Raw genomic sequence first — 19,420 nt, 5'->3', positions numbered from 1 at the left:
CCTAGTGGCCGTGCTCGGCCTCGCCCTTGGCGAGTTCGGCTTTGAGGAGGAAGGCGTTGGTTCCGGCGACCCGCTCGGACCCGTCGAGGCCGCGCAGAATCTCCGTGCGCCCCCCGGCCTGGCGGCCGACGAGCACGGGGCGCAGCTGGAAGCCGTTCGGGACCTGGATGAAGACGACGCTGGCGCCGTCGACGGTCTGGATGGCTTCCGTCGGCACGGTCAGGCCTCCGGCGGCTTCACCCGTCACGATCGCGCCGGTGACGGCGGAGCCGGCCGGCGGCAGGGTCGCTCCCGTTGGGCGCGCCCGGATCACGGTGGCGCCGCTTTCCGCGCCCGCCCCGGCGGCGACGCCGGTGACGACGGCGTCGAAATCGCCCGCGGGGCTGGAGACCCGCAAGGTCGATCCCGCGCGGACAAGCGCCGCAAGGTGCGGCGGCGCATTGAATACGAGTTCGACGCGGGCGGGGTTGGTCACCTCGGCGATCACGCCGCCCTGCGGGACGAAGCCGCCCGGGCCGACCTGAACGCTGGTGACCACGCCGGCGATCGCGCTGTTCACGCTCAGCCGTCCGGCGGCGTTGGGCGATCCGGCCGCGCTCGACCGCGCGCGGGCCGCACGGGCCGCCGCCTCGGCGCTCAGCAGCTGCGCCCGGGACGCCTCGACCTCTTGCCGGGCGACGACGCCCTGGTCGGCGAGGTTGCTGTTGCGCTGATAGGCCTGGCGCGCGACTTCGGACTGGGCCGCGGCCGCATCCGCGTCGGCGCGGAAGGTGGCCGCGTCGCCGCTCACGAGACTGGCCAGGGGCTGGCCGATCCGAACGGACTGGCCGGGTGCCACCAGCACCCGTTCCACCCGTCCTCCGACGGGCGCGGCGACGGCGGCGCGGGCGTCGACCATAGGTTCGACGCGACCGGAGAGCCGGGTCTCGGCGCCCCCGCCCCGGCCGACGCCGACGACGACCAGATTGGCGGCCTGGGCCTGGGCGGCGCTGAGAGCGACAAAGCCCTCGGGAGCTTCGGCCTCGCCTTCGGCGTGACCGCCCTCCTCTTCGGCGTGGCCGGCTTCGCCTTCAGCCGCCGCGCCTTCGGCGGCGGGCGAATCCGACCGTCCCAGGGTGAGGTAAAGACCCCCGGCCCCGAGGATGACGAGGGCGGCGACCCCGCCGATCAGCAAGGTCTTGTTGGAAGTGCGCTTGCGCATCATTGGGCTCCTTGGAAGGGGGCGCGGCCGTCCTGGCGCGCGAGATCGATTTCCGCGCGGACCCGGGCGAGGCGGGCGTCCACGGCGGCGGTTCTGGCGTTGACCAGGGCGGTGCGGGTCGCGCGAAGCTCGAGCTGCGAGATCCGGCCCGCCTCGAAGCCGATCCGCGAGAGGCGGTAGGCTTCTTCGGCAGAGGTCACCCCGGCGTCGGCGGCGTTGACGCGGCTCACCGAGGCGCGGAGGCGCGCCTGTGCTGCGGCCCGGTCCGCCTGGGCTTCCTGGCGGGCGGTCATCAGCCGGGCGTCGGCCGCCCTGAAATCCGCCTGGGCGGCTTCGATGTTGCCGCGGTTCCGATCGAACAGCGGCAGGGGCAGGCTGAGGCCGAACGTCAGCGCCGTCGCGTCTTCCGCCTCGTAGCGGCGAAGACCGATGCTGGCGCTGACGTCCGGTCGCGACCGGGTGCGTTCAACCGCGATGCGGGTTTCGGCGGCCGAGCGCTCAGCCTCAGCCACGCGCACGGTCAGCGTCTGGTCCGTCGGCGAAAGGGCGGTCGCCGGCGCGAGGTCCAGCAAGCTGACGTCGATGGTCGTCACCGGCTCGGCGAGCATGGCCACCGCCGTGAGCCGGGCGAAGGCCGCGTCCCGTTCGGCGATGGCTTCGTCGAGACCGGCGCGCGCGGCGGCGGCTTCGCTCTCGCCCTGGATGCCGCGCAGAAGCGGCTCGCGCCCCTCCTCCACCAGCACCAGGGCCGCGCGGGCGTCGGCGAGGGTGAGGCTCAGGTTCTCCTCGGCCAAGGTCGCGCGCCGCTCGGCCGCCTCGGCCTCGGCGTAGACCAGCGCCAACCGTCCGGCGGCGTCGACCACGGCCAGGTCTCGTCGGAGCGAGGCGGTCCCGGCATCGGCGCGGGCCGCGTTGATGCGAGCCGTGCGTCGACCCCAGAGCTCAAGATCCTGAGTGATCGAGAGCGTGGTCTCGGCATTGTCGTAGCCAGAGAAGGGCCCGCTCCCGAACGCGTTTTCGGCGTCGAGGGCGAGGGTCGGGTTGGGGCGGACACGCGCCTGGCGCGCCCGGGCTTCAGCGGCGTCCAGAAGCGCGCCGGCTTCCAGGGTGGCCGGGGTCTGGTCTAGCCGGGCGAGGAGCTCGGCGAACGAAGGCGCAGGGTCAGCCCACGCGGGGCTGGCCAGGACAGCCGCGATAGCGGCGAGCGCGCAGCCCACCGCGAAACGCGGCGGCCGGCGATATGAGGCAGGCATGATTCATCTTCCAGAGGGAGTGACACGAGAGAGCCCGCGCGGAAGCGCGGTCGTCGTGTCAGGCTCTGGGAGGGCGTTTCAGTCCGTCTGGCGCGATGGAGCCGAAGAGATCGCTCAGGGGCAAGGCGTGGAGCGGCCGGTCGAAGGCCTGCAGAGGCAGGTCTTCGCCGACCGCCGTGCGAGCGGCGGCGGTGTGATGGCAATGGCCGTGCGAGCAGATGCCGTGGTCCTTGCCGCCGGTGTGGTCGCCTTCGGCCGGATCGTGATCGACCAGGGCGTGGGCGGCGGGCGGTTCGGGCTGGCAGGTCGCTGCGTCAGCGATGGGCGCGACGAAGAAGGCGGCGGCGACGAAGGTCACCGCCAGAATCAACTTCGCCCATGTCACCATCGACCAGGTCATCGGCGGCTGCATACTTTCGTTCGCCCGTATCGGCAATCTGTTACAAAATACGCTGCTCCGGCCGCCCCGGCCTTGCGCGACGGGAACGCGCTCCGGCCCGCCCTGCTGCGACGACCGGTCACGCCGGATCGGGCCCGGCGGATCAAGCGCCCGCTCCAGGCAGGGCGGCGGACGAGCGAGCGTTCACGCGGGTCTCGACGAGCGCCTGACGGGTGATCGACCATGCGGATTGAAGGAAGATGAAGGCCAGCAGGGCGCCGGCGGCGAGATCCGGCCAGCGCGATCCCGTCAGCCAGACCAGACCGCCCGCCGCGGCGACGCCGAGGCTGTGGGCCAGGTCGTTGCGCGTACAGAGCCAGACCGATCGAACGTTGGCGTCTCCGTCCCTGAAGCGCAGCAGCAGGGTGGCGGCGACCAGGTTTGCGGCGAAGCCGAACAGACCCAGGCCCGTGATCACGAAGCCCTCCGGCGCGGCCCCGGTCATGGCCCGCCAGACCGCGAAGCCGAGGACCGACAGCCCCAGCACGACCAGGCTGGCGCTCTTGGCGAGGGCTGCGCCGGCGCGGAGGCGCACCGAGCGGCCGATAACCCAAAGGCTCACGGCGTAAGTCACGCTGTCGGCGAGGAAGTCGAGGGCGTTGGCGGCGAGCGCGGCCGACCCCTGCGCGAGACTGCCGGCCAAGACCGCGACGAAGCCGACGAGGTTGATGACGATCACGGCCACCAGCACGCGGCGATAGGCCGGCGTGGAGCCGTCAAACTTCACATCGTGTCCGCAGCAGCCGGCGGCCGGGCGGCAGGCGGTCTCGCTCGTGTCCATGAAGACTGGTCTACATCCTCTAGTCACTAGAGGATCAAGCGCCTATTTTCAGCCGATGACGCTCACTCCCGCTCCGCATCTGACCATCGGCAAGCTCTCCGCCGCGACCGGCGTGAAGGTGCCGACCATCCGCTTCTATGAGCAGGCCGGGCTCCTGCCCGAGCCGCCGCGCACCGCCAGCGACCGTCGGCTCTACGACGAACCCGCATTACGCCGGCTCGGCTTTATCCGGCACGCCCGCCAGTTGGGCTTCGACCTCGACGCTATCCGCTCGCTCCTCGACCTTGCCGATCACCCCGACCGCACCTGCAGTGACGCGAACGCCATCGCGGAACGGCATCTGGCCGATGTCACGGAGAAGATTCGGCAGTTACAGGCGCTCCAGACTGAACTTTCACGGATGACGGCCGACTGCGCCGGCGGCCGGGTTTCAGCCTGCAAGGTCATCGAAGTCCTTCAGGACCGAGACTGCCGACATTAAGCAGACCGACATTCAGGCGTTTGGTCGGGATTGGGGCGCAACCGCTATCGACGAGAGATCGGTCGCTGCGTCGATCGGAATTCCGACCGCCTTGCGCTCGGAATAGCGATCGACCAGCTGCGCGGCGTGAGGCCGGGACAGGATGGTGAAACGGACCAGCTCCTCCATCACATCGACGATGCGCTCATAGTAGGCGGACGGCTTCATTCGCCCGGCGTCGTCGAATTCCTGGAAGGCCTTGGCCACGCTCGACTGGTTGGGAATGGTGATCATCCGCATCCAGCGACCGAGCAGCCGCAGGGTGTTGACGGCGTTGAAGCTCTGCGACCCGCCGGAGACCTGCATGACGGCCAGGGTCCGGCCCTGGGTCGGGCGCACGCCGCCCATGCTCAGGGGCAGATGGTCGATCTGCAGCTTCATCAGGCCCGAGACCTGGCCGTGCCGCTCCGGACTGCACCAGACCATGCCCTCGGACCACAGGGCGTGCTGGCGCAGTTCGCGCACCGCCGGGTGGTCATCGTCGCCGGGCGACCCCGGAAGGGGCAGGTCCGACGGATCGAAGATGCGGGTTTCGCATCCCATCCACTGCAGCAGGCGGGCCGCCTCTTCGACGCAGAAGCGCGAATAGGACCGTTCGCGCAGCGATCCGTACAGGAGCAGGATCCGGGGCGGATGGTCGTGCGGCCCCAGACCGCGAGCCGGATCGGTCGACAGATAGGCCTTGTCCAGGGCCGGCAGATGACCCGGATCGGGTAGCGCTCGCAGGCGGTCGAAGGTCATCAGAGATCCTTGGTCAGATAGGCCGCCGACGCCGGGCAGAGCCCCGCGAACTCGCGGGTCCGCCGGATCGCCTCCGGCGCCGTCTGGCGGTCCGCCACCCGGTAGCCGTGCCGGGTGAAGAAGGGCTCGGCCGTCGTGGTGAGCAGATGCAGGCGGGCGCCGCCCATGTGGCCGGCGACGATCTCGGCGGCGGCGAGCACCCGGGCTCCCAGGCCGCGCGCCTTCCGGTCGGCGAGGACGACCAGGGAACGCAGCAACAGGTCGCGCCCCTCCCCTTCCAGTCCGACGTAGCCGACGACGGCGCCGTAGTGATCGGCGCTGAAGTAGCGGCCGGCGTCGGGCGCGGGCAGGCCTTCGCCCCGCAGCGCGGCGATCAGGCCGGCGTCGGTCGGCTCGATCAGATAGAGGACCACCATCACCCGGCGTCCGCCGACGGGACCGTGTCCGGGAACCAGCGCCGGCCCATCCAGAGGGCGACCGACACCAGCAGGATCAGCACCGGCACCTCCACCAGCGGGCCGATGACGGCGGCGAAGGCGACCGGCGACGCCAGGCCGAAGGCCGCGATGGCGACCGCGATGGCCAGCTCGAAATTGTTCGAGGCCGCGGTGAAGGCCAAGGCCGTGGTGCGCGGGTAGTCGGCCTCGATCAGCTTGCCCATCAGGAAGCTGACGACGAACATGACGAGGAAGTAGATCGTCAGGGGAATGGCGATGCGCAGGGCGTCGAGCGGCAGGGCCACGACCTCTCCGCCCTTGAGGCTGAACATGGCCACGATGGTGAAGAGCAGCGCGATCAGGGTGATCGGCCCGATTCGCGGCAGGAAGCGGCGCTCGTACCAGTCGGCGCCCTTGCGGGCGATCAAACTGCGGCGGGTCAGGAACCCCGCCAGGAACGGCACGCCGAGATAGACCAGCACGGCTCCGGCGATGGTCCAGACGCTGACGTCCACCACGCTGCCCTGCAGGCCGAACAACGGCGGCAGGACGGTGAGGAAGACCCAGGCGTAGAGGCTGAAGAACAGGATCTGGAAGATCGAGTTGAAGGCCACGAGACCGGCCACATACTGGTTGTCGCCGCGCGCCAGCTGGTTCCAGACCAGCACCATGGCGATGCAGCGCGCCAGGCCGATCAGGATCACGCCGGTCATGTACTCCGGCTGATCGCGCAGGAAGATCACCGCCAGGGCGAACATCAGCACCGGACCGAGAACCCAGTTCTGGATCAGGGACAGAGCCAGCACCCGCTTGTCGGCGAACACGCGCGGCAGGGCCTCGTAGCGGACCTTGGCCAGCGGCGGGTACATCATAAGGATCAGGCCGATGGCGATCGGGCTGTTGGTGGTCCCGACCGACAGGCTGTCGACCCAGGCGGGCAGGCCCGGCACCACGGTTCCGAGCAGGACGCCCAGCGCCATGGCGGCGAAGATCCATACCGTCAGCCAGCGGTCGAGGAACGACAGGCGGCGCGGCGGAGCGGCGGGCGCGTCGGTCATCTCGCCACCCGCTGGCCGTCCGCGTCGATGACGACCTCCCCGTCTTCCTTGGTGAAGGGCTTCAGGTTCTCGGCCGGCAGCAGGTCCAGCACGGCCTCCGACGGGCGGCACAGGCGGACCCCAAGGGGGCTGACCACGATCGGACGGTTGAGCAGGATCGGATGGGCCTCGATCGCATCGAGCAACTGGTCATCCGTCAGGGCGGGATTCTCGAGACCCAGTTCGGCGAAGGGCGTGCCCTTCTCCCGCAGCAGGTCGCGCAGCGGGGCGCCGGTCCGCTCCGCCAGCCAGGCGACCATGGCGCGCGACGGCGGGGTCTTGAGATACTCGACCACATGAGGCTCGATCCCGACGTGGCGGATCAGCTCTAAGGCGTTGCGAGACGTCCCGCAGGCGGGGTTGTGATAGATGACGACGTCCATGGCGTCCTCAGGGACAGCAAGGCGCGAGTTCTGCCAGAAGCGGCTCGCACAGGTCCGCCCTGCCCCCGCAGCAGTCCTTGAGCAGGAACAGGACCAAATCGCGAAGGCGGTCCAGATCGGCGCGGTAGATGATCGACCGGCTGCGACGCTCCGACTTGATCAACCCCGCCCGGGTCAGGACGCCGAGATGGGACGACAGCGTGTTGGCCGGGATGGCCAGATGGTTGGAGATGTCACCGGCCGCCAGACCGTCGGGCTCGTGGCGGACCAAAAGGCGAAACGCCTCCAGTCGCGTTGATTGCGCCAAGGCCGCAAGAGCGAGAATCGAGGTTTCGGTTTCCATATTTCTGAATTAGTAGAAATATAGAAATATTCAAGCTGCTCATCCTCACACGGGCCGCAAATCTACGGTGGAGAGGGTACGGCTAGGCCTGTAGCAACCTTTCGAGTTCGATTCCCCGCAGCAAAAGCGGAGATATCGATGGGCCAGACCACCCCGCCCCTGCGGCGCACGATCAAGAAGCCTGAACTGCACCAGATGGTGCCGCTCGCCGACAGCACCATCTGGGAGATGGAGCGCCGGGGCGAGTTTCCGAAGCGGTTCCTCCTGACGCCCCGCTGCGTGGTCTGGGACCTGGCCGAGGTCGAGGCCTGGCTCGAGCGCCGCCGCAACCAGCCGATCCACCGCGCGGCGCCGCCCGACGTCCGCCGACGCATCACCCGACCCGTCAGAACTTCGGATCGAAGCGAGGCCCCTCTCCCTCCGGCACACTGAGCACCGGCGTGAACGTCCGCCCGGCCTCCCAGGCCTCGACCGCGTCTGACCACTGCTGCGCCATGTGCCGTCGCTGCATCTCGAACTCCGCCTTGTTGTAGACGCCGCGCGACGACCGCTCCTCGTGAGCCAAGCCCTTTTCGATCCAGTCCGAGTTGAAGCCCATCTCGTGCAGCAGGGTGGAGGCTGTCCGCCGCAGGTCGTGCACCGTGAACGGCTCCAACGGCAATCCCCGCTTCTTCGCCAGTTCGGCGATGGCGGAGGTCACACGATTGAAGGTCGCCCGCGACATCGGCGCGTCCGCGTCGTAGCGGGAGGGCAGGATGTATCTGGAGTTCCCGGCGCAGGTCTTCAGGGCGATCAGGATGTCGAGCATCTGCGTCGACAGATAGACGTTGTGGGGCCGGGAGCGCTTCATCCGCGCGGCCGGGATGGACCAGACCGCGTTCTCGAAATCTACCTCCGGCCAGACGCCGTCCTGCAGTTCGCTCTTTCGCACCATGCTGAGCAGGATGAACTTCAACCCGAGCCGGATGGTCGGCAGGGTCGCCACCTCTCCGAGAAGCCCCAGCATGATGCGGATCTCGCTCGGCGACAGGCTGCGGTCTCGCGGCCGGAAGGTCGCGATCGACGCCGGCCCGACGCCGTCCGCCGGATTGTCGATCTTCTCCCCGTGCAGGATGGCCCAAGCGTAGATCTGTTTGACGATGTCGCGCACATGGATCGCCGTCGCCGGCGCGCCGCGGTCCACGATGGTCTTGCAGTGCGCCCGGATGTCGTCGGGAGTGATCTCGCTGAGCAGGCGGTTTCGCCACTGCGGCAGAACCTCGCGATTGAAGATCGATCGGCGCATGTTCCGGGTGCTGTCCGCCATGGGCGCGGTGTCCATCCAGCGCTGGGCGACATGCTCGAAGCTGCGCGCTTCCTTCAACCGGCGCTTGGCGCGCTGCTTCTCCAAGGCAGGCGACACGCCGTCCGCGATGGTCCGCTTGATCTCGAACAGACGTTCCCGCGCCTGCGACAGGCTCAAACCTCCCCGCCCGTAGCGCCCCAGGGTGAGCGTCTCTCGCCGACCGTTGAAGCGGTAGTCGTAGCGGAACGAGATCGCTCCCCCAGGCGAGATGTAGGCGTATAAGCCGTCCCTGTCGGTACTCTTGTAAGGCTTTGATTTTGGCTTCAAATTCTTCAGAGCGGCATCGGTAAGCACGGTAAAATCTCCTCGCACCGGACAGGCCCGGAAATCGGCGGTTCGAGGTCGATATTTTCTCGCCTTTTCAGCGTCTTGCTTGAGAAGAATACCGTCATCGGCTCGCCGTGGCCCAGACGGTATGAGCCGGAATCCATGGGAGCAACGGGGCGCGATACCGTCAGACAGGTCGGCATCACGAAAAAAAGACCCTCCGAAAGGCTTCGAAGGGTCTCGACAGAATTCACTTTCGCGTCAGCAACTTACAGCCCATTTCGGAAGCGTTCTCGAAAGCTCCCGAAAGGCCCGAATTATTCCCACTCGATCGTGCCGGGCGGCTTGGAGGTCACGTCGTAGACGACGCGGTTCACGCCGCGGACCTCGTTGATGATCCGGGTCGCGGTCTTGCCCAGCACGTCCCACGGGAACTGGTAGAAGTCGGCGGTCATGCCGTCGGTCGAGGAGACGGCGCGCAGGGCCAGCACCTTCTCATAGGTGCGGGCGTCGCCCATGACGCCGACGGTCTTGACCGGCAGCAGCACGGCGAAGGCCTGCCAGATGTCGTCGTACAGGCCCGCCTTGCGGATCTCTTCCAGATAGATGGCGTCCGCGTCCTGCAACGTGGCCACAGCCTCCGGCGTGATTTCACCAGGAATGCGGATGGCCAGGCCCGGTCCGGGGAACGGGTGGCGGCCGACGAAGGCCTCGCTCAGCCCCAGCTCGCGGCCCAGTGCCCGGACCTCGTCCTTGAACAGCTCGCGCAGCGGCTCGACCAGCTTCAGCTTCATATAGTCCGGCAGGCCGCCGACGTTGTGGTGGCTCTTGATGACGTGGGCCTTGCCGCTGGACGACGACACGCTCTCGATGACGTCCGGATACAGCGTCCCCTGGGCCAGGAACTCGGCGCCCTCGATCCTGGCGGACTCGCGATCGAAGATCTCAATGAAGACCCGACCGATGGTCTTGCGCTTGGTCTCCGGGTCCGACTGGCCCGCCAGCTCGCCCAGGAATTCCTTCGACGCATCAACGTGCACAAGCGGGATGTTGTAGTGTTCGCGGAAGAGGGTCGTGACCTGTTTGGCCTCGTCCTTGCGCAGCAGGCCGGTGTCCACGAACACGCAGGTCAGCTGGTCGCCGATGGCTTCGTGGATCAGCACGGCGGCGACCGAGCTGTCGACGCCGCCCGACAGGCCGCAGATCACCTTGGCGTCGCCGACCTGTTCGCGGATCTGGGCGATCTTCTCGTCGCGATAGGCCGCCATGGTCCAGTCGCCCTTCAGCCCGGCGATGCCGTGGGTGAAGTTCTTCAGCATCTGATGGCCGCGCGGGGTGTGCATCACCTCCGGGTGGAACTGCACGCCGTAGAAGCGGCGGGCCTCGTCGGCGATCACGGCATAGGGCGACCCCGACGACGAGGCGACGACGTCAAAGCCCTCGGGGATGGCGACAATCTTGTCGCCGTGGCTCATCCAGACGGTCTCTTCCTCACCGACCGGGGCCAGGCCGGCCAGCAGGGGCGAAGCCTTCTCGACGGTGATCTCGGCGCGGCCGAACTCGCGGGTGTGGCCGCCCTCGACCTTGCCGCCCAGCTGCTCGCACATCGTCATCTCGCCGTAGCAGATGCCCAGCACCGGCACGCCCGCCTCGAACACCGCCTGCGGCGCGCGAGGGCTCCCTTCCTCGTGCACGCTCTCCGGCCCGCCCGACAGGATGATGGCCGCCGGCTTGATGGCCTCCAGCGCCGCCTCGGTCTTCTGGAACGGATGGATCTCGCAATAGACGCTGGCCTCGCGCAGGCGCCGCGCGATCAGCTGGGTCACCTGACTGCCGAAGTCGACGATGAGGACTTTCTGGTGGGCGGACTGGGTCATGCGAGCGATTCCGGGGAGGGCGTGGAATGGGCGGGGTCTTGGCCGTCTGACACGGCGAATTCAAGGGCGGCGAGGCCGTCGACCTGCAGCACGGCGATCAGGCGGTCCAGCGCCGCCGCCAGGTTTTCGTCGACGTGATGCAGGGTGGAGGTCCAGTCCTCCAGCGCCTTCAGCTCGGCGCGACCGTCCGACACCCCGCGCAGGGCCACCAGAGGCAGGTCGAACGTCTGGCAGGCGCGCAGCAGGGCGAAGGTCTCCATGTCCACCATATCGGCGTCGATGGCGGCATAGGCGGCGCCCGAAACCACGTTGGCTCCGGTCGACAGGGAGGCGGTCGGCACGCCCGGGATCGGACACGGCAGGGGCATCACCGCGGGTCGGTTCAACAGGGGCGTGATCCCCTTCGGAAAGCCCAGCGGACTGGCGTCCATGTCGCGATAGGAAACCGACGAGGCCTGATAGACCGCCGCATGCTCCAGCGTCGGTGAGCCGCACGAGCCCAGCGACAGCACCAGGTCAGGCAGCCCTCCCCTCGCCTCCAGCCGCGCCAGCGCGGCGGTCAGGGCGACCGCGCCCTCGACCGGGCCGATGCCGGTCATCAGGGGCCGGATGCGGGCCTGCAGATGGGCGCCGTACTCCGCCGGGGCCGCCATGACGCAAAGGACCGACACGTCGCCGTATCGCTCCATGCGCCAGGCGCCGCTCACGAAGCGCGCTCGTAGACGGCGGCGAAGAAGCCGTCGGTGTGGGTCGAGGCCGGGGACAGCCGCAGACGATGCCCGTCCGCCTTCGCCGCGAGCGTCGCGGCGCCCTCGCTGTTCAGGCCCGCGTCCGACAGGGCCCCGGCCACCGCCACCGGCGTGAATTCCGGATGCGCCGCCTCGAAGGCCGCGATCGAGGCCTCGTTCTCGCGGCTCAGCATCGAACAGGTCACATAGACCAGCCGCCCGCCCGGCTTCACCAGCTGTGACGCCTGACCCAGGATGCGGACCTGCAGGGCGTGCAGCCGTTCGACCTCCTCGGCCGTCAGCCGCCAGGCGTCTTCCGGACGCCGCCGCCAGGTGCCCGAGCCGCTGCACGGCGCATCGACGAAGACCACGTCCACCTGACCGTTCAGGTCCTCGATCCCGCCGCCGTTCTGGCCCAGCAGACAGAGGTCCGCCGCAACGCCCGCGCGCGTCAGCCGGGGCCGGATGTTGTCCAGTCGCTTCTGCACCACGTCACAGGCGACCAGCGTGCCCTGCGCCTGCATGGCCTGAGCCAGCGCCAGGGTCTTGCCGCCCCCGCCCGCGCAATAGTCGACCACCGTCATGCCCGGCTGCGCGCCGGCCAGCCAGGAGACGATCTGGCTGCCCTCGTCCTGGATCTCGATATGACCCTGTTTGAAAGCCTCCAGCGCCTGCACGTTCGGCGGCGGCTCGCTGGGCAGGCGAAGACCGAAGGTCGAGAAGGGCGTCGGCTCCGGCTCCAGACCGGCCGCCTTCAGCTCGGCCTCGACCTCGGCCGTCGTGGCCAGCAGGCCGTTGACCCGCAGGTCGATCGGCGCGCGCGGCGCCATCAGCTCCCGCGCCTCCTCGGCCCAGCGGTCGCCGTAGGTCGCCTTGAAATCCTCGACCGCGAACTCGGGCAGGCCCGAGGCCACCCAGCCGGGAAGCTCGCCTTCACCGGCGGCGGTCAGGCGCGAGCGCTCCTGCTTGGACAGCGGACGCGGGCCGTAGCCGTCGCCCGAGTGCAGAACCTCGATCTCCTCCAGCGGCAGGCCGTCGATCAGGCTCAGCGAGCCGATCACCAGCGCCCGCCCGTCCTCGCGTCCGCCCATGGCCCAGACCAGGCGCCCACGGGCGCGCAGCACCTTGTAGACGCGGTCGGCGATGGCCCGGCGGTCCTTGGACCCGGCGTAGCGGTTGGCTGCCCCCCAGGTCTTCAGCACGGCTTCGGCGGGCTGACGCCCCTGGGCGATGCTGTCCAGGATGGAGGCGGCGGCGGCGAGGCGGGCGGCTGGGGTCAAGTCAGGTCTTTCAAACGAACAAAGCGGCGATGACCATCAACAGCCCGGCGGTGGCGATCAGCCAGACCAGCGAACGGACGACGGGCACGCCGAAGGCGTAGAGCGGGACGTAGATCACCCGCCCGAAGAAATAGAGATGCGTGCCCAGGAAGGTCAGGGTTCCCCCGTCCTTCCCGGTCACATGGGCCATGAGCACCGCGCCGATGAACAGCGGCAGGGTCTCGAACAGATTGGCCTGCGCCCGCATAAGGCGTCCGGCCAGCTTGCCCGGCGGCGGGTTTTCCCCGTCGCGCGGACCGGCGTTCCACCTGGCGCCCAGTTCGGCGGTGCGCGCGATGCCCGCCGCGCCGATCTGGATCACCGCGAGGATGAGGGTGAAAGCCAACAGAATGAATTCAGGCGTCATATCCATGGCTTGCCCTCCCCGGTTCAGCCCTGACGATAGTTCGGAGCCTCGCGCGTGATCATCACGTCATGGACGTGGCTCTCACGAAGGCCGGCGCCGGTGATGCGCACGAACCGGGCCCGCTCCTGGAAGTCCGGAATGGTCCCGGCGCCCACATAGCCCATCGAGGCGCGCAGGCCCCCGACCAGCTGGTGCAGGACGGGGCTGATCGGCCCCTTGTAGGGGGTCTGGCCCTCGATGCCCTCGGGCACCAGCTTCTCGGATGACACTTCCTTCTGGAAGTAGCGGTCCGCCGAGCCCGCGCCCATGGCGCCGACCGAGCCCATGCCGCGGTACGACTTGTAGCTCCGGCCCTGGTACAGGAAGACCTCGCCGGGGCTCTCGTCGGTACCGGCGAACATCGAGCCCATCATGGCCACGTTGGCGCCGGCCGCGATGGCCTTGGCCAGATCGCCCGAATATTTGATGCCGCCGTCGGCGATGACCGAGGCGCCGGTGCCCCTGGCCGCGCGCGCCGAGTCCATCACGGCGGTGAGCTGGGGCACGCCCACGCCCGCGACGATGCGGGTGGTGCAGATGGAGCCCGGGCCGATACCGACCTTCACCGCATCGGCGCCCGCGTCGATCAGGGCGCGGGTGGCGTCATAGGTGGCGACGTTGCCGGCGATGATCTGCAGGCGGTTGTTCTCGCGCTTGATGCGTTCGACCACGGCGGCGACCGAAGCCGAATGGCCGTGGGCGGTGTCGATGACCACCACGTCGCACCCGGCGTCCGCCAGCGCCATCGCCCGTTCGAAACCGGAGTCGCCGACCGTCGAGGCCGCGCCGACCAGCAGGCGGCCCTGCTCGTCCTTGGCGGCGTTCGGGAAGGCCTGGGCCTTCTCGATGTCCTTCATGGTGATCAGGCCCACGGCCCGATAGTCCTCGTCGACGACGATGACCCGTTCGATCTTGCGGGTCCGCAGCAGTTCGCGGGCCTCTTCACGGCTGGCGCCCTCGCGCACCGTGATCAGGTCGCCGGTGGTCATCAGGGCCGCGGCCTTGACGTTGAGATCGCTCTCGAACCGCATGTCGCGGTTGGTCAGCATCCCGACCAGCTTGCCCGTCTTCGGGTCGACGACCGGGAAGCCGGTGATCTTCTTGCGCTCGACGATCTGGCGAACCTCGCCCAGCGTCGTCTCGGGGCCGACGGTCACCGGATTGACCACCATGCCGCTTTCATAGCGCTTCACGGCGCGGACCTGGTCGGCCTGCTCCTCGATGGTCATGTTCCGGTGCAGCACGCCCAGACCGCCGGCCTGCGCCATGGCGATGGCCAGACGGCTTTCGGTCACCGTGTCCATCGCGGACGACAGCAGCGGGATGTTCAGTTTGATGTCGCGGGTCAGCTGGGTCGAGACATCGACCATCGCCGGCATGAACTCGGACGGGCCGGGTTCGAGCAAAACATCATCGAAGGTGAAGCCTTCGCGTATCTCCATGAGGAGTCTCCGTTTTGCGGGCCGCGTATAACCGCAGCCGGGCCGGAACCGCAAGGCCCCCGGGCGAGCTATTGGAGCGATAAGAAAAATTGCCTTGCGTCGCGGGGCTCATCACCCAATCTGGCGAGAATGGTTCGCATCCTGCTCACCACGGCCCGCCGGCTGGCGCTCAAGATCGCCAGCTACGGCGTGATGCACCTGGTGGTCGCCATCCTGGTGGCCTTCGCGATCACGCGCGACTGGCGGCTGGCCCTGGCGGTCGGGGTGGTCGAGCCCTTCTTCCAGACCATCGCCTATTCGATCCACGACCGGGTCTGGCACCGCATCGAGCGGCGCCGGATGCTGTCGGGCGTCGAGGAGGCGTCCGAGGCCTTCACCGCCCGTCTGGGCGTCATGGACCCGGCCGAGCAGACCCGCGCCCACGGCGGGCACGGGCATGGGCACGGGCACCACGGCCACAGCCACGCCCTGCCCCGCTCGCTGAAGCAGATCGCGCTCAAGTCCGTCACCTACGGCCTGATGCATTTCACCGTGGCCGTGCTGGTCGCCTTCGCCCTGACCCGGAACATCGGCCTGGCCCTGACCATCGGCCTGCTGGAGCCGCTGGTGCAGACGGTCTTCTTCACCATCCACGACCGCGTCTGGACCGGCATCGAGGCCCGCAAGGCCCGCCGCGCGGCGGAGAAGCTGGCCTCGGCCTAGCGCCTGATCTCGCCCTGGCGCTTGTTCAGCGCCACCAGGAACACCTCGGCGCTGTCCTTGCGGCTCGATTCCGGCTTCACGTATTTCACCGTCTCGAACTCCTCGCGCAGACGCGCCAGCACGCCGCCGGCGTCGCCGCCCTGGAAATTCTTGGACACGAAGGCCCCGCCCGGCCGCAGGGTGCGGATGGCGAAGTCCGCCGCGATCTCGATCAGGGCGATGATCTTCAGGTGGTCCGTCTTCCGGTGCCCCACCGTATTGTGCGCCATGTCCGACAGCACCAGATCCGGCGGCCCGCCCAGCAACTCCATCATCTGCTGATCGACGCCAGGATGGGTGAAGTCCGCCTGGATCAGCTCGGCGCCCGGCACCGGCTCGATCGGCAGCAGGTCCACGCCCACCACGGCCTTGGCCCCGCGCTTCAGCGCCACCTGCACCCAGCCGCCCGGCGCCGCGCCCAGGTCGATCACCCGGCTGCCCGGCTTGATCAGGCGGAAACGGTCGTCGATCTCGATCAGCTTGAAGGCCGCGCGCGAGCGCCAGCCCTCGGCCCGCGCCTTCTCGGACCATTTGTCCGACAGCTGCCGCTTGATCCACTGCTGGCTGGACATCGACTTGGTGTCCGCCGTCTTCATCTTGGTGCCCATGCCGCGCCCTGCGGCGGTCCCGCCCGAGGGCGGACGCACCATCCGGCGGCGTTCAGGGGGCTTTTCGTCTTCGCTCATCACACCCACATAGCCGCGACCGCGTTTGCGGGCTATGACCCCGCGATATTTCAAAGGAGCGCGCCGATGGCCGAAACCCTCACCCTGACTCTCGACAACGGCGACGGCGCCGGCGGCGACGTCGTCATCAAGCTGCGCCCGGACCTGGCGCCGAACCACGTCAAGCAGATCACCGACCTGGCGTCGGAAGGCTTCTACGACGGCGTCGTCTTCCACCGCGTGATCCCGGGCTTCATGGCCCAGGGCGGCGATCCGACCGGCACCGGCACCGGCGGCTCCAAGAAGCCGAACATCAAGCAGGAGTTCTCGGCCGAGCCCCACACCCGCGGCGCCGTGTCGATGGCCCGCACCTCGGACCCGAACTCGGCCAACAGCCAGTTCTTCATCGTCTTCGACGACGCCACCTTCCTCGACCGCCAGTACACCGTCTGGGGCAACGTCATTGAAGGCATGGAACACGTCGACGCCCTGCCGAAGGGCGAGCCGCCCCGCGCTCCGGGCAAGATCGTCAAGGCCACGGTGGCCTGATCATGATCTCCGGTGCGGTTCGTGAGGCGCTGATCGCGCGCTACAGCGAACCGCACCGGCGCTATCACGCGATGGCGCATATCGAGGACTGTCTGACGCAGGTCCGGGCCTCGACCGACCTGACCGCCGACCAGCGTGACCTGCTGGAGACCGCGATCTGGTTCCACGACGCGATCTACGACCCCGCCCGCAATGACAACGAAGCCGCCAGCGCCCGTCTGGCGCGCGAGCATCTGTCCGCCGAGGGCGTCGATCCGGCCTTCATCGCCGAGGTCGAGCGGCTGATCCTGCTGACCGCCGGCCATTCGGTCAGCGACGGCGACGCCCTCGGCGCCCGCCTCGTCTCCATCGACCTGTCGATCCTCGGCGCCGCGCCCGACCGCTACGACGCCTACGCCCGCGCCATCCGCGAGGAATACGCCCACGTGCCCGAGCCCTTCTACCGGGCGGGCCGCGCGGCCATCATGGGCCGGTTTCTGGAAAGCCCGGCGCTCTACGCCGATCCGGTCTGGGCGGAGCGGTACGAAACACAGGCCCGCGCCAACATCGCGCGCGAGATCGCCGACCTGACCGCCTGAGCCGCCAAAAAAAAGGCCGCCCCTTCGGACGGCCCCTTCTCTACTCGATCTCCACGACCTCGACCCGCGGTCCATTCAGGACCAGGGCGATCTCGCCGCGTTTCAGCTTCAGCGCGTCCTCGCCGAACAGCTGGCGGCGCCAGCCCTTCAGGGCGTCGACGTCGGCGTCGTCGCTCAGGGCGATCTTCTCCAGGTCGGCGACATTGGCGATCAGCTTGGTGGCCACGCCGGCGTTGTCGCTCTTGGCCTTCAGCAGCACCTTCAGCAGCTCCACCACCGACGGCGGGGCCGGCTGGTTGTGCGCCGGGCGCTCCAGCTTGGGCGCATGGGCTTCCGGATCGGCCATCACGCGCTTCAGTTCGGCGATCAGCTCCAGCCCCAGCCGCGAGGCGCCGAAGCCCTTGGGCACCGACCGCATGCGGTTGAAGGCGTCCGGGTCCAGCGGCGCCTGGGCGGCGATCTCGTCGATGGCCTCGTCCTTCAGGATCCGGCCGCGCGGCTGGTCGCGCTCCTGCGCCGCGCGCTCGCGCCAGACGGCGGCGGCGACGAAGGGGGCCAGGTATTTGGCCGAGAACTTCTTCGGCTTCAGGCGACGCCAGGCCTTGGCCGGGTCGGTGTCGTACAGGGCCGGGTCGGTCAGGTCGCCCATCTCGGCCATCACCCAGTCCAGACGGCCGTCCTTCTGCAGCCGGTCGCGCAGCTTGGGATACAGGGCCGCCAGATGGGTCACGTCGCCCAGGGCGTAGGTCAGCTGGGCGTCCGACAGCGGGCGGCGGGCCCAGTCGGTGAAGCGGCTGCCCTTGTCGACCTCCTGCCGCAGCATCTGGCGCACCAGCGACTCATAGGAGACCTGATCGCCGAAGCCGGCGGCCATGGCGGCCACCTGGGTGTCGAACATCGGCCGGGGCATGGCGCCCAGCTTGGCGAAGATCTCCACGTCCTGACGGGCGGCGTGGAAGACCTTCAGAATCGATTCGTCCCGCAGCAGCGCCAGGAAGGGCTCCAGATCGAGGCCCTCGGCCAGCGGATCGATGATCGCGGCGTCGGTCGGCGAAGCCGCCTGGATCAGGCACAGCTTGGGCCAGTACGTCGTCTCCCGCATGAATTCGGTGTCGACGGTGATGAAGGGCTCATGGGCCAGTCGCGCGCAAAAATCTTGCAGCGCCTCGGTGGTGGTGATCGGCGTCATTGGGATGCTATAGCCCCGCGCGACGCGGTTGTGGCAAGAGCCGCGACATATTTCCGCCCACTGATTCAGGCCCGTGACCGATGAGCGACACCTCCGACAGCCTCAAGAACGGCCTGACCTACGCGGATGCGGGCGTCGATATCGACGCCGGCGAGATGCTGGTCGAGCATATCAAGCCGCTGGCGAAGTCGACCGCGCGCCCCGGCTCGGAACCCTCGCTGGGCGGCTTCGGCGCCCTGTTCGACCTCAAGGCCGCCGGTTTTGAAGACCCGTTGATCGTCACCACCACGGACGGCGTCGGCACCAAGCTGAAGATCGCCATCGAAACCGGCCGCCATGACGGCGTCGGCGTCGACCTGGTCGCCATGTGCGTCAACGACCTGCTGGCCCAGGGCGCCGAGCCCCTGCTGTTCCTCGACTACTACGCCACCGGCAAGCTCGAGATCGACGCCGCCCGTCGCGTCGTCGCCGGCATCGCCGAGGGTTGCCGGCAGGCCGGCGCGGCCCTCGTCGGCGGCGAGACCGCCGAAATGCCCGGCATGTACAGCGGCGGCGACTACGACCTGGCGGGCTTCAGCCTCGGCGCGGTCGAGCGCGGCCACGCCCTGCCGTATCTGGACCGCCAGCAGGCGGGCGACATCATCATCGGCATCGGCTCGTCGGGGCCGCACTCCAACGGCTATTCGCTGATCCGCAAGGTGGTCGAGAAGTCCGGCCTGTCGTGGGCCGACGACGCCCCCTTCGCCAAGGACCGCTCGCTGGCCCAGGCCCTGATGGAGCCGACCCGCATCTATGTGAAGCCGGTGCTGCCGCTGATGAAGGCCGGTCTGGTCAAGGGCGCCGCCCACATCACCGGCGGCGGCCTGATCGAGAACCCGCCGCGCTGCATCGCCGACGGTCTGCAGGCGGCGTTCGACTGGGACGCCTGGCCGATGCCGCACGTCTTCCAGTGGCTGGGCGAGGTCGGCGGGATTTCGGACCATGAACTGCGCCGCACCTTCAACTGCGGCGTCGGCTTCATCCTGATCGTCGCGCCGGAAAACGCCGAGCCGGTGCTGGCCGCCCTGCTGAACGCGGGCGAGGTCGCCTTCGTCTGCGGCCAGCTCGAAGCCGCCTGAT

The 19,420-nt window shown here is 68.8% G+C and carries 23 protein-coding genes; 6 read left to right on the top strand and 17 right to left on the bottom strand.

Features of this window, described 5'->3' with window-relative positions; translation table 11 throughout:
• Nucleotide 1: 1 nt before the first annotated feature.
• From ACLQ7T_RS00330 to ACLQ7T_RS00315, 4 genes are all read right to left on the bottom strand, one after another.
• Complete coding sequence (locus tag ACLQ7T_RS00330; RefSeq protein ID WP_420477608.1) at nucleotides 2-1,201, bottom strand: efflux RND transporter periplasmic adaptor subunit; 1,200 nt, start codon at nucleotides 1,199-1,201, stop codon at nucleotides 2-4.
• On the bottom strand, nucleotides 1,201-2,454 hold the full coding sequence (locus ACLQ7T_RS00325; RefSeq protein WP_420477607.1) for a TolC family protein: 1,254 nt from the start codon (nucleotides 2,452-2,454) through the stop codon (nucleotides 1,201-1,203). Before ACLQ7T_RS00325 ends, ACLQ7T_RS00330 begins: the two co-directional genes overlap by 1 nt.
• 58 nt (nucleotides 2,455-2,512) lie before the next feature.
• Entirely contained in the window at nucleotides 2,513-2,866 is a 354-nt protein-coding gene (locus tag ACLQ7T_RS00320; RefSeq protein ID WP_017505584.1) for a hypothetical protein, read from the bottom strand.
• A 130-nt stretch (nucleotides 2,867-2,996) separates the two neighbouring features.
• Complete coding sequence (locus ACLQ7T_RS00315) at nucleotides 2,997-3,674, bottom strand: cation efflux transmembrane domain-containing protein (RefSeq protein ID WP_017505585.1); 678 nt, start codon at nucleotides 3,672-3,674, stop codon at nucleotides 2,997-2,999.
• A gap of 55 nt (nucleotides 3,675-3,729) precedes the next feature.
• Here ACLQ7T_RS00315 and ACLQ7T_RS00310 point away from each other — a divergent pair, with 55 nt between their 5' ends.
• On the top strand, nucleotides 3,730-4,155 hold the full coding sequence (locus ACLQ7T_RS00310; protein ID WP_017505586.1) for a MerR family transcriptional regulator: 426 nt from the start codon (nucleotides 3,730-3,732) through the stop codon (nucleotides 4,153-4,155).
• Nucleotides 4,156-4,167: 12 nt separating this feature from the next.
• Here ACLQ7T_RS00310 and arsH read toward each other — a convergent pair whose 3' ends face one another.
• The 5 genes from arsH to ACLQ7T_RS00285 are packed head-to-tail and all read right to left on the bottom strand — an operon-like array spanning nucleotide 4,168 to nucleotide 7,195.
• Complete coding sequence (gene arsH / locus ACLQ7T_RS00305; protein WP_420477606.1) at nucleotides 4,168-4,935, bottom strand: arsenical resistance protein ArsH; 768 nt, start codon at nucleotides 4,933-4,935, stop codon at nucleotides 4,168-4,170.
• A complete protein-coding gene (locus ACLQ7T_RS00300) occupies nucleotides 4,935-5,351 on the bottom strand; it encodes a GNAT family N-acetyltransferase (RefSeq protein WP_333590332.1) in 417 nt (138 codons plus the stop codon). Before ACLQ7T_RS00300 ends, arsH begins: the two co-directional genes overlap by 1 nt.
• Entirely contained in the window at nucleotides 5,351-6,430 is a 1,080-nt protein-coding gene (arsB, locus tag ACLQ7T_RS00295) for an ACR3 family arsenite efflux transporter (protein WP_420477605.1), read from the bottom strand. Before arsB ends, ACLQ7T_RS00300 begins: the two co-directional genes overlap by 1 nt.
• Entirely contained in the window at nucleotides 6,427-6,852 is a 426-nt protein-coding gene (arsC, locus tag ACLQ7T_RS00290) for an arsenate reductase (glutaredoxin) (RefSeq protein ID WP_161638695.1), read from the bottom strand. Before arsC ends, arsB begins: the two co-directional genes overlap by 4 nt.
• Nucleotides 6,853-6,859: 7 nt before the next feature.
• Entirely contained in the window at nucleotides 6,860-7,195 is a 336-nt protein-coding gene (locus ACLQ7T_RS00285) for an ArsR/SmtB family transcription factor (RefSeq protein WP_333590335.1), read from the bottom strand.
• Nucleotides 7,196-7,333: 138 nt separating this feature from the next.
• On the opposite strand from ACLQ7T_RS00285, the gene ACLQ7T_RS00280 reads away from it, so the two are divergent.
• Entirely contained in the window at nucleotides 7,334-7,627 is a 294-nt protein-coding gene (locus ACLQ7T_RS00280) for a helix-turn-helix transcriptional regulator (RefSeq protein WP_333590336.1), read from the top strand.
• Here the strand turns inward: ACLQ7T_RS00280 and ACLQ7T_RS00275 are convergent.
• From ACLQ7T_RS00275 to guaB, 6 genes are all read right to left on the bottom strand, one after another.
• A complete protein-coding gene (locus ACLQ7T_RS00275; protein WP_420477604.1) occupies nucleotides 7,581-8,834 on the bottom strand; it encodes a tyrosine-type recombinase/integrase in 1,254 nt (417 codons plus the stop codon). The two genes, ACLQ7T_RS00280 and ACLQ7T_RS00275, sit on opposite strands and share 47 nt — an antisense overlap.
• 290 nt (nucleotides 8,835-9,124) lie before the next feature.
• Nucleotides 9,125-10,684: a glutamine-hydrolyzing GMP synthase gene (gene guaA / locus ACLQ7T_RS00270; RefSeq protein ID WP_420477603.1), complete on the bottom strand. Its 1,560-nt coding sequence runs from the start codon at nucleotides 10,682-10,684 to the stop codon at nucleotides 9,125-9,127.
• The gene (locus ACLQ7T_RS00265) at nucleotides 10,681-11,391 is read right to left on the bottom strand and encodes a 5'-methylthioadenosine/S-adenosylhomocysteine nucleosidase (RefSeq protein ID WP_420477602.1); all 711 of its coding nucleotides are present in this window, start codon (nucleotides 11,389-11,391) and stop codon (nucleotides 10,681-10,683) included. The genes guaA and ACLQ7T_RS00265 overlap by 4 nt, the downstream gene beginning before the upstream one ends.
• Nucleotides 11,388-12,692, bottom strand: a complete 1,305-nt coding sequence (locus ACLQ7T_RS00260) for an RsmB/NOP family class I SAM-dependent RNA methyltransferase (protein WP_420477601.1) — start codon at nucleotides 12,690-12,692, stop codon at nucleotides 11,388-11,390. Before ACLQ7T_RS00260 ends, ACLQ7T_RS00265 begins: the two co-directional genes overlap by 4 nt.
• Before the next feature lie 10 nt (nucleotides 12,693-12,702).
• Complete coding sequence (locus ACLQ7T_RS00255) at nucleotides 12,703-13,077, bottom strand: MAPEG family protein (protein WP_420477600.1); 375 nt, start codon at nucleotides 13,075-13,077, stop codon at nucleotides 12,703-12,705.
• Between the two features lie 44 nt (nucleotides 13,078-13,121).
• Nucleotides 13,122-14,579: an IMP dehydrogenase gene (guaB, locus tag ACLQ7T_RS00250; RefSeq protein ID WP_420477599.1), complete on the bottom strand. Its 1,458-nt coding sequence runs from the start codon at nucleotides 14,577-14,579 to the stop codon at nucleotides 13,122-13,124.
• A 129-nt stretch (nucleotides 14,580-14,708) separates the two neighbouring features.
• Between guaB and ACLQ7T_RS00245 the strand changes: the two genes are divergently transcribed.
• Complete coding sequence (locus tag ACLQ7T_RS00245; RefSeq protein WP_420477598.1) at nucleotides 14,709-15,281, top strand: DUF2061 domain-containing protein; 573 nt, start codon at nucleotides 14,709-14,711, stop codon at nucleotides 15,279-15,281.
• On the opposite strand, the gene ACLQ7T_RS00240 is transcribed toward ACLQ7T_RS00245, so the two are convergent.
• Complete coding sequence (locus ACLQ7T_RS00240) at nucleotides 15,278-16,006, bottom strand: RlmE family RNA methyltransferase (RefSeq protein WP_420477597.1); 729 nt, start codon at nucleotides 16,004-16,006, stop codon at nucleotides 15,278-15,280. The genes ACLQ7T_RS00245 and ACLQ7T_RS00240 overlap by 4 nt on opposite strands.
• A gap of 66 nt (nucleotides 16,007-16,072) precedes the next feature.
• Between ACLQ7T_RS00240 and ACLQ7T_RS00235 the strand changes: the two genes are divergently transcribed.
• A complete protein-coding gene (locus tag ACLQ7T_RS00235) occupies nucleotides 16,073-16,534 on the top strand; it encodes a peptidylprolyl isomerase (RefSeq protein ID WP_420477596.1) in 462 nt (153 codons plus the stop codon).
• Between the two features lie 2 nt (nucleotides 16,535-16,536).
• The gene (locus ACLQ7T_RS00230; protein ID WP_420477595.1) at nucleotides 16,537-17,112 is read left to right on the top strand and encodes an HD domain-containing protein; all 576 of its coding nucleotides are present in this window, start codon (nucleotides 16,537-16,539) and stop codon (nucleotides 17,110-17,112) included.
• A gap of 40 nt (nucleotides 17,113-17,152) precedes the next feature.
• Here ACLQ7T_RS00230 and rnd read toward each other — a convergent pair whose 3' ends face one another.
• Nucleotides 17,153-18,301 (bottom strand): ribonuclease D, encoded by a 1,149-nt coding sequence (gene rnd, locus ACLQ7T_RS00225; protein ID WP_420477594.1) that lies wholly within the window; start codon nucleotides 18,299-18,301, stop codon nucleotides 17,153-17,155.
• 80 nt (nucleotides 18,302-18,381) lie between these two features.
• Between rnd and purM the strand changes: the two genes are divergently transcribed.
• Entirely contained in the window at nucleotides 18,382-19,419 is a 1,038-nt protein-coding gene (gene purM, locus ACLQ7T_RS00220) for a phosphoribosylformylglycinamidine cyclo-ligase (RefSeq protein ID WP_420477593.1), read from the top strand.
• The last annotated feature ends 1 nt before the right edge of the window (nucleotide 19,420 follow it).

Origin of the sequence: Brevundimonas sediminis (genome assembly GCF_048799765.1) — a bacterium.
Classification (GTDB): Bacteria; Pseudomonadota; Alphaproteobacteria; order Caulobacterales; family Caulobacteraceae; genus Brevundimonas.
This window is presented reverse-complemented; position numbering and strand designations above follow the sequence as displayed.

Bases quoted from the DNA above. Each gene is read 5' to 3' on its own strand.
- ACLQ7T_RS00330 (WP_420477608.1), bottom strand. From the start codon at position 1,201: ATGCGCAAGCGCACTTCCAACAAGACCTTGCTGATCGGCGGGGTCGCC.
- ACLQ7T_RS00325 (WP_420477607.1), bottom strand. From the start codon at position 2,454: ATGCCTGCCTCATATCGCCGGCCGCCGCGTTTCGCGGTGGGCTGCGCG.
- ACLQ7T_RS00320 (WP_017505584.1), bottom strand. From the start codon at position 2,866: ATGCAGCCGCCGATGACCTGGTCGATGGTGACATGGGCGAAGTTGATT.
- ACLQ7T_RS00315 (WP_017505585.1), bottom strand. From the start codon at position 3,674: ATGGACACGAGCGAGACCGCCTGCCGCCCGGCCGCCGGCTGCTGCGGA.
- ACLQ7T_RS00310 (WP_017505586.1), top strand. From the start codon at position 3,730: ATGACGCTCACTCCCGCTCCGCATCTGACCATCGGCAAGCTCTCCGCC.
- arsH (WP_420477606.1), bottom strand. From the start codon at position 4,935: ATGACCTTCGACCGCCTGCGAGCGCTACCCGATCCGGGTCATCTGCCG.
- ACLQ7T_RS00300 (WP_333590332.1), bottom strand. From the start codon at position 5,351: ATGGTGGTCCTCTATCTGATCGAGCCGACCGACGCCGGCCTGATCGCC.
- arsB (WP_420477605.1), bottom strand. From the start codon at position 6,430: ATGACCGACGCGCCCGCCGCTCCGCCGCGCCGCCTGTCGTTCCTCGAC.
- arsC (WP_161638695.1), bottom strand. From the start codon at position 6,852: ATGGACGTCGTCATCTATCACAACCCCGCCTGCGGGACGTCTCGCAAC.
- ACLQ7T_RS00285 (WP_333590335.1), bottom strand. From the start codon at position 7,195: ATGGAAACCGAAACCTCGATTCTCGCTCTTGCGGCCTTGGCGCAATCA.
- ACLQ7T_RS00280 (WP_333590336.1), top strand. From the start codon at position 7,334: ATGGGCCAGACCACCCCGCCCCTGCGGCGCACGATCAAGAAGCCTGAA.
- guaA (WP_420477603.1), bottom strand. From the start codon at position 10,684: ATGACCCAGTCCGCCCACCAGAAAGTCCTCATCGTCGACTTCGGCAGT.
- guaB (WP_420477599.1), bottom strand. From the start codon at position 14,579: ATGGAGATACGCGAAGGCTTCACCTTCGATGATGTTTTGCTCGAACCC.
- ACLQ7T_RS00245 (WP_420477598.1), top strand. From the start codon at position 14,709: ATGGTTCGCATCCTGCTCACCACGGCCCGCCGGCTGGCGCTCAAGATC.
- ACLQ7T_RS00240 (WP_420477597.1), bottom strand. From the start codon at position 16,006: ATGAGCGAAGACGAAAAGCCCCCTGAACGCCGCCGGATGGTGCGTCCG.
- ACLQ7T_RS00235 (WP_420477596.1), top strand. From the start codon at position 16,073: ATGGCCGAAACCCTCACCCTGACTCTCGACAACGGCGACGGCGCCGGC.
- ACLQ7T_RS00230 (WP_420477595.1), top strand. From the start codon at position 16,537: ATGATCTCCGGTGCGGTTCGTGAGGCGCTGATCGCGCGCTACAGCGAA.
- rnd (WP_420477594.1), bottom strand. From the start codon at position 18,301: ATGACGCCGATCACCACCACCGAGGCGCTGCAAGATTTTTGCGCGCGA.
- purM (WP_420477593.1), top strand. From the start codon at position 18,382: ATGAGCGACACCTCCGACAGCCTCAAGAACGGCCTGACCTACGCGGAT.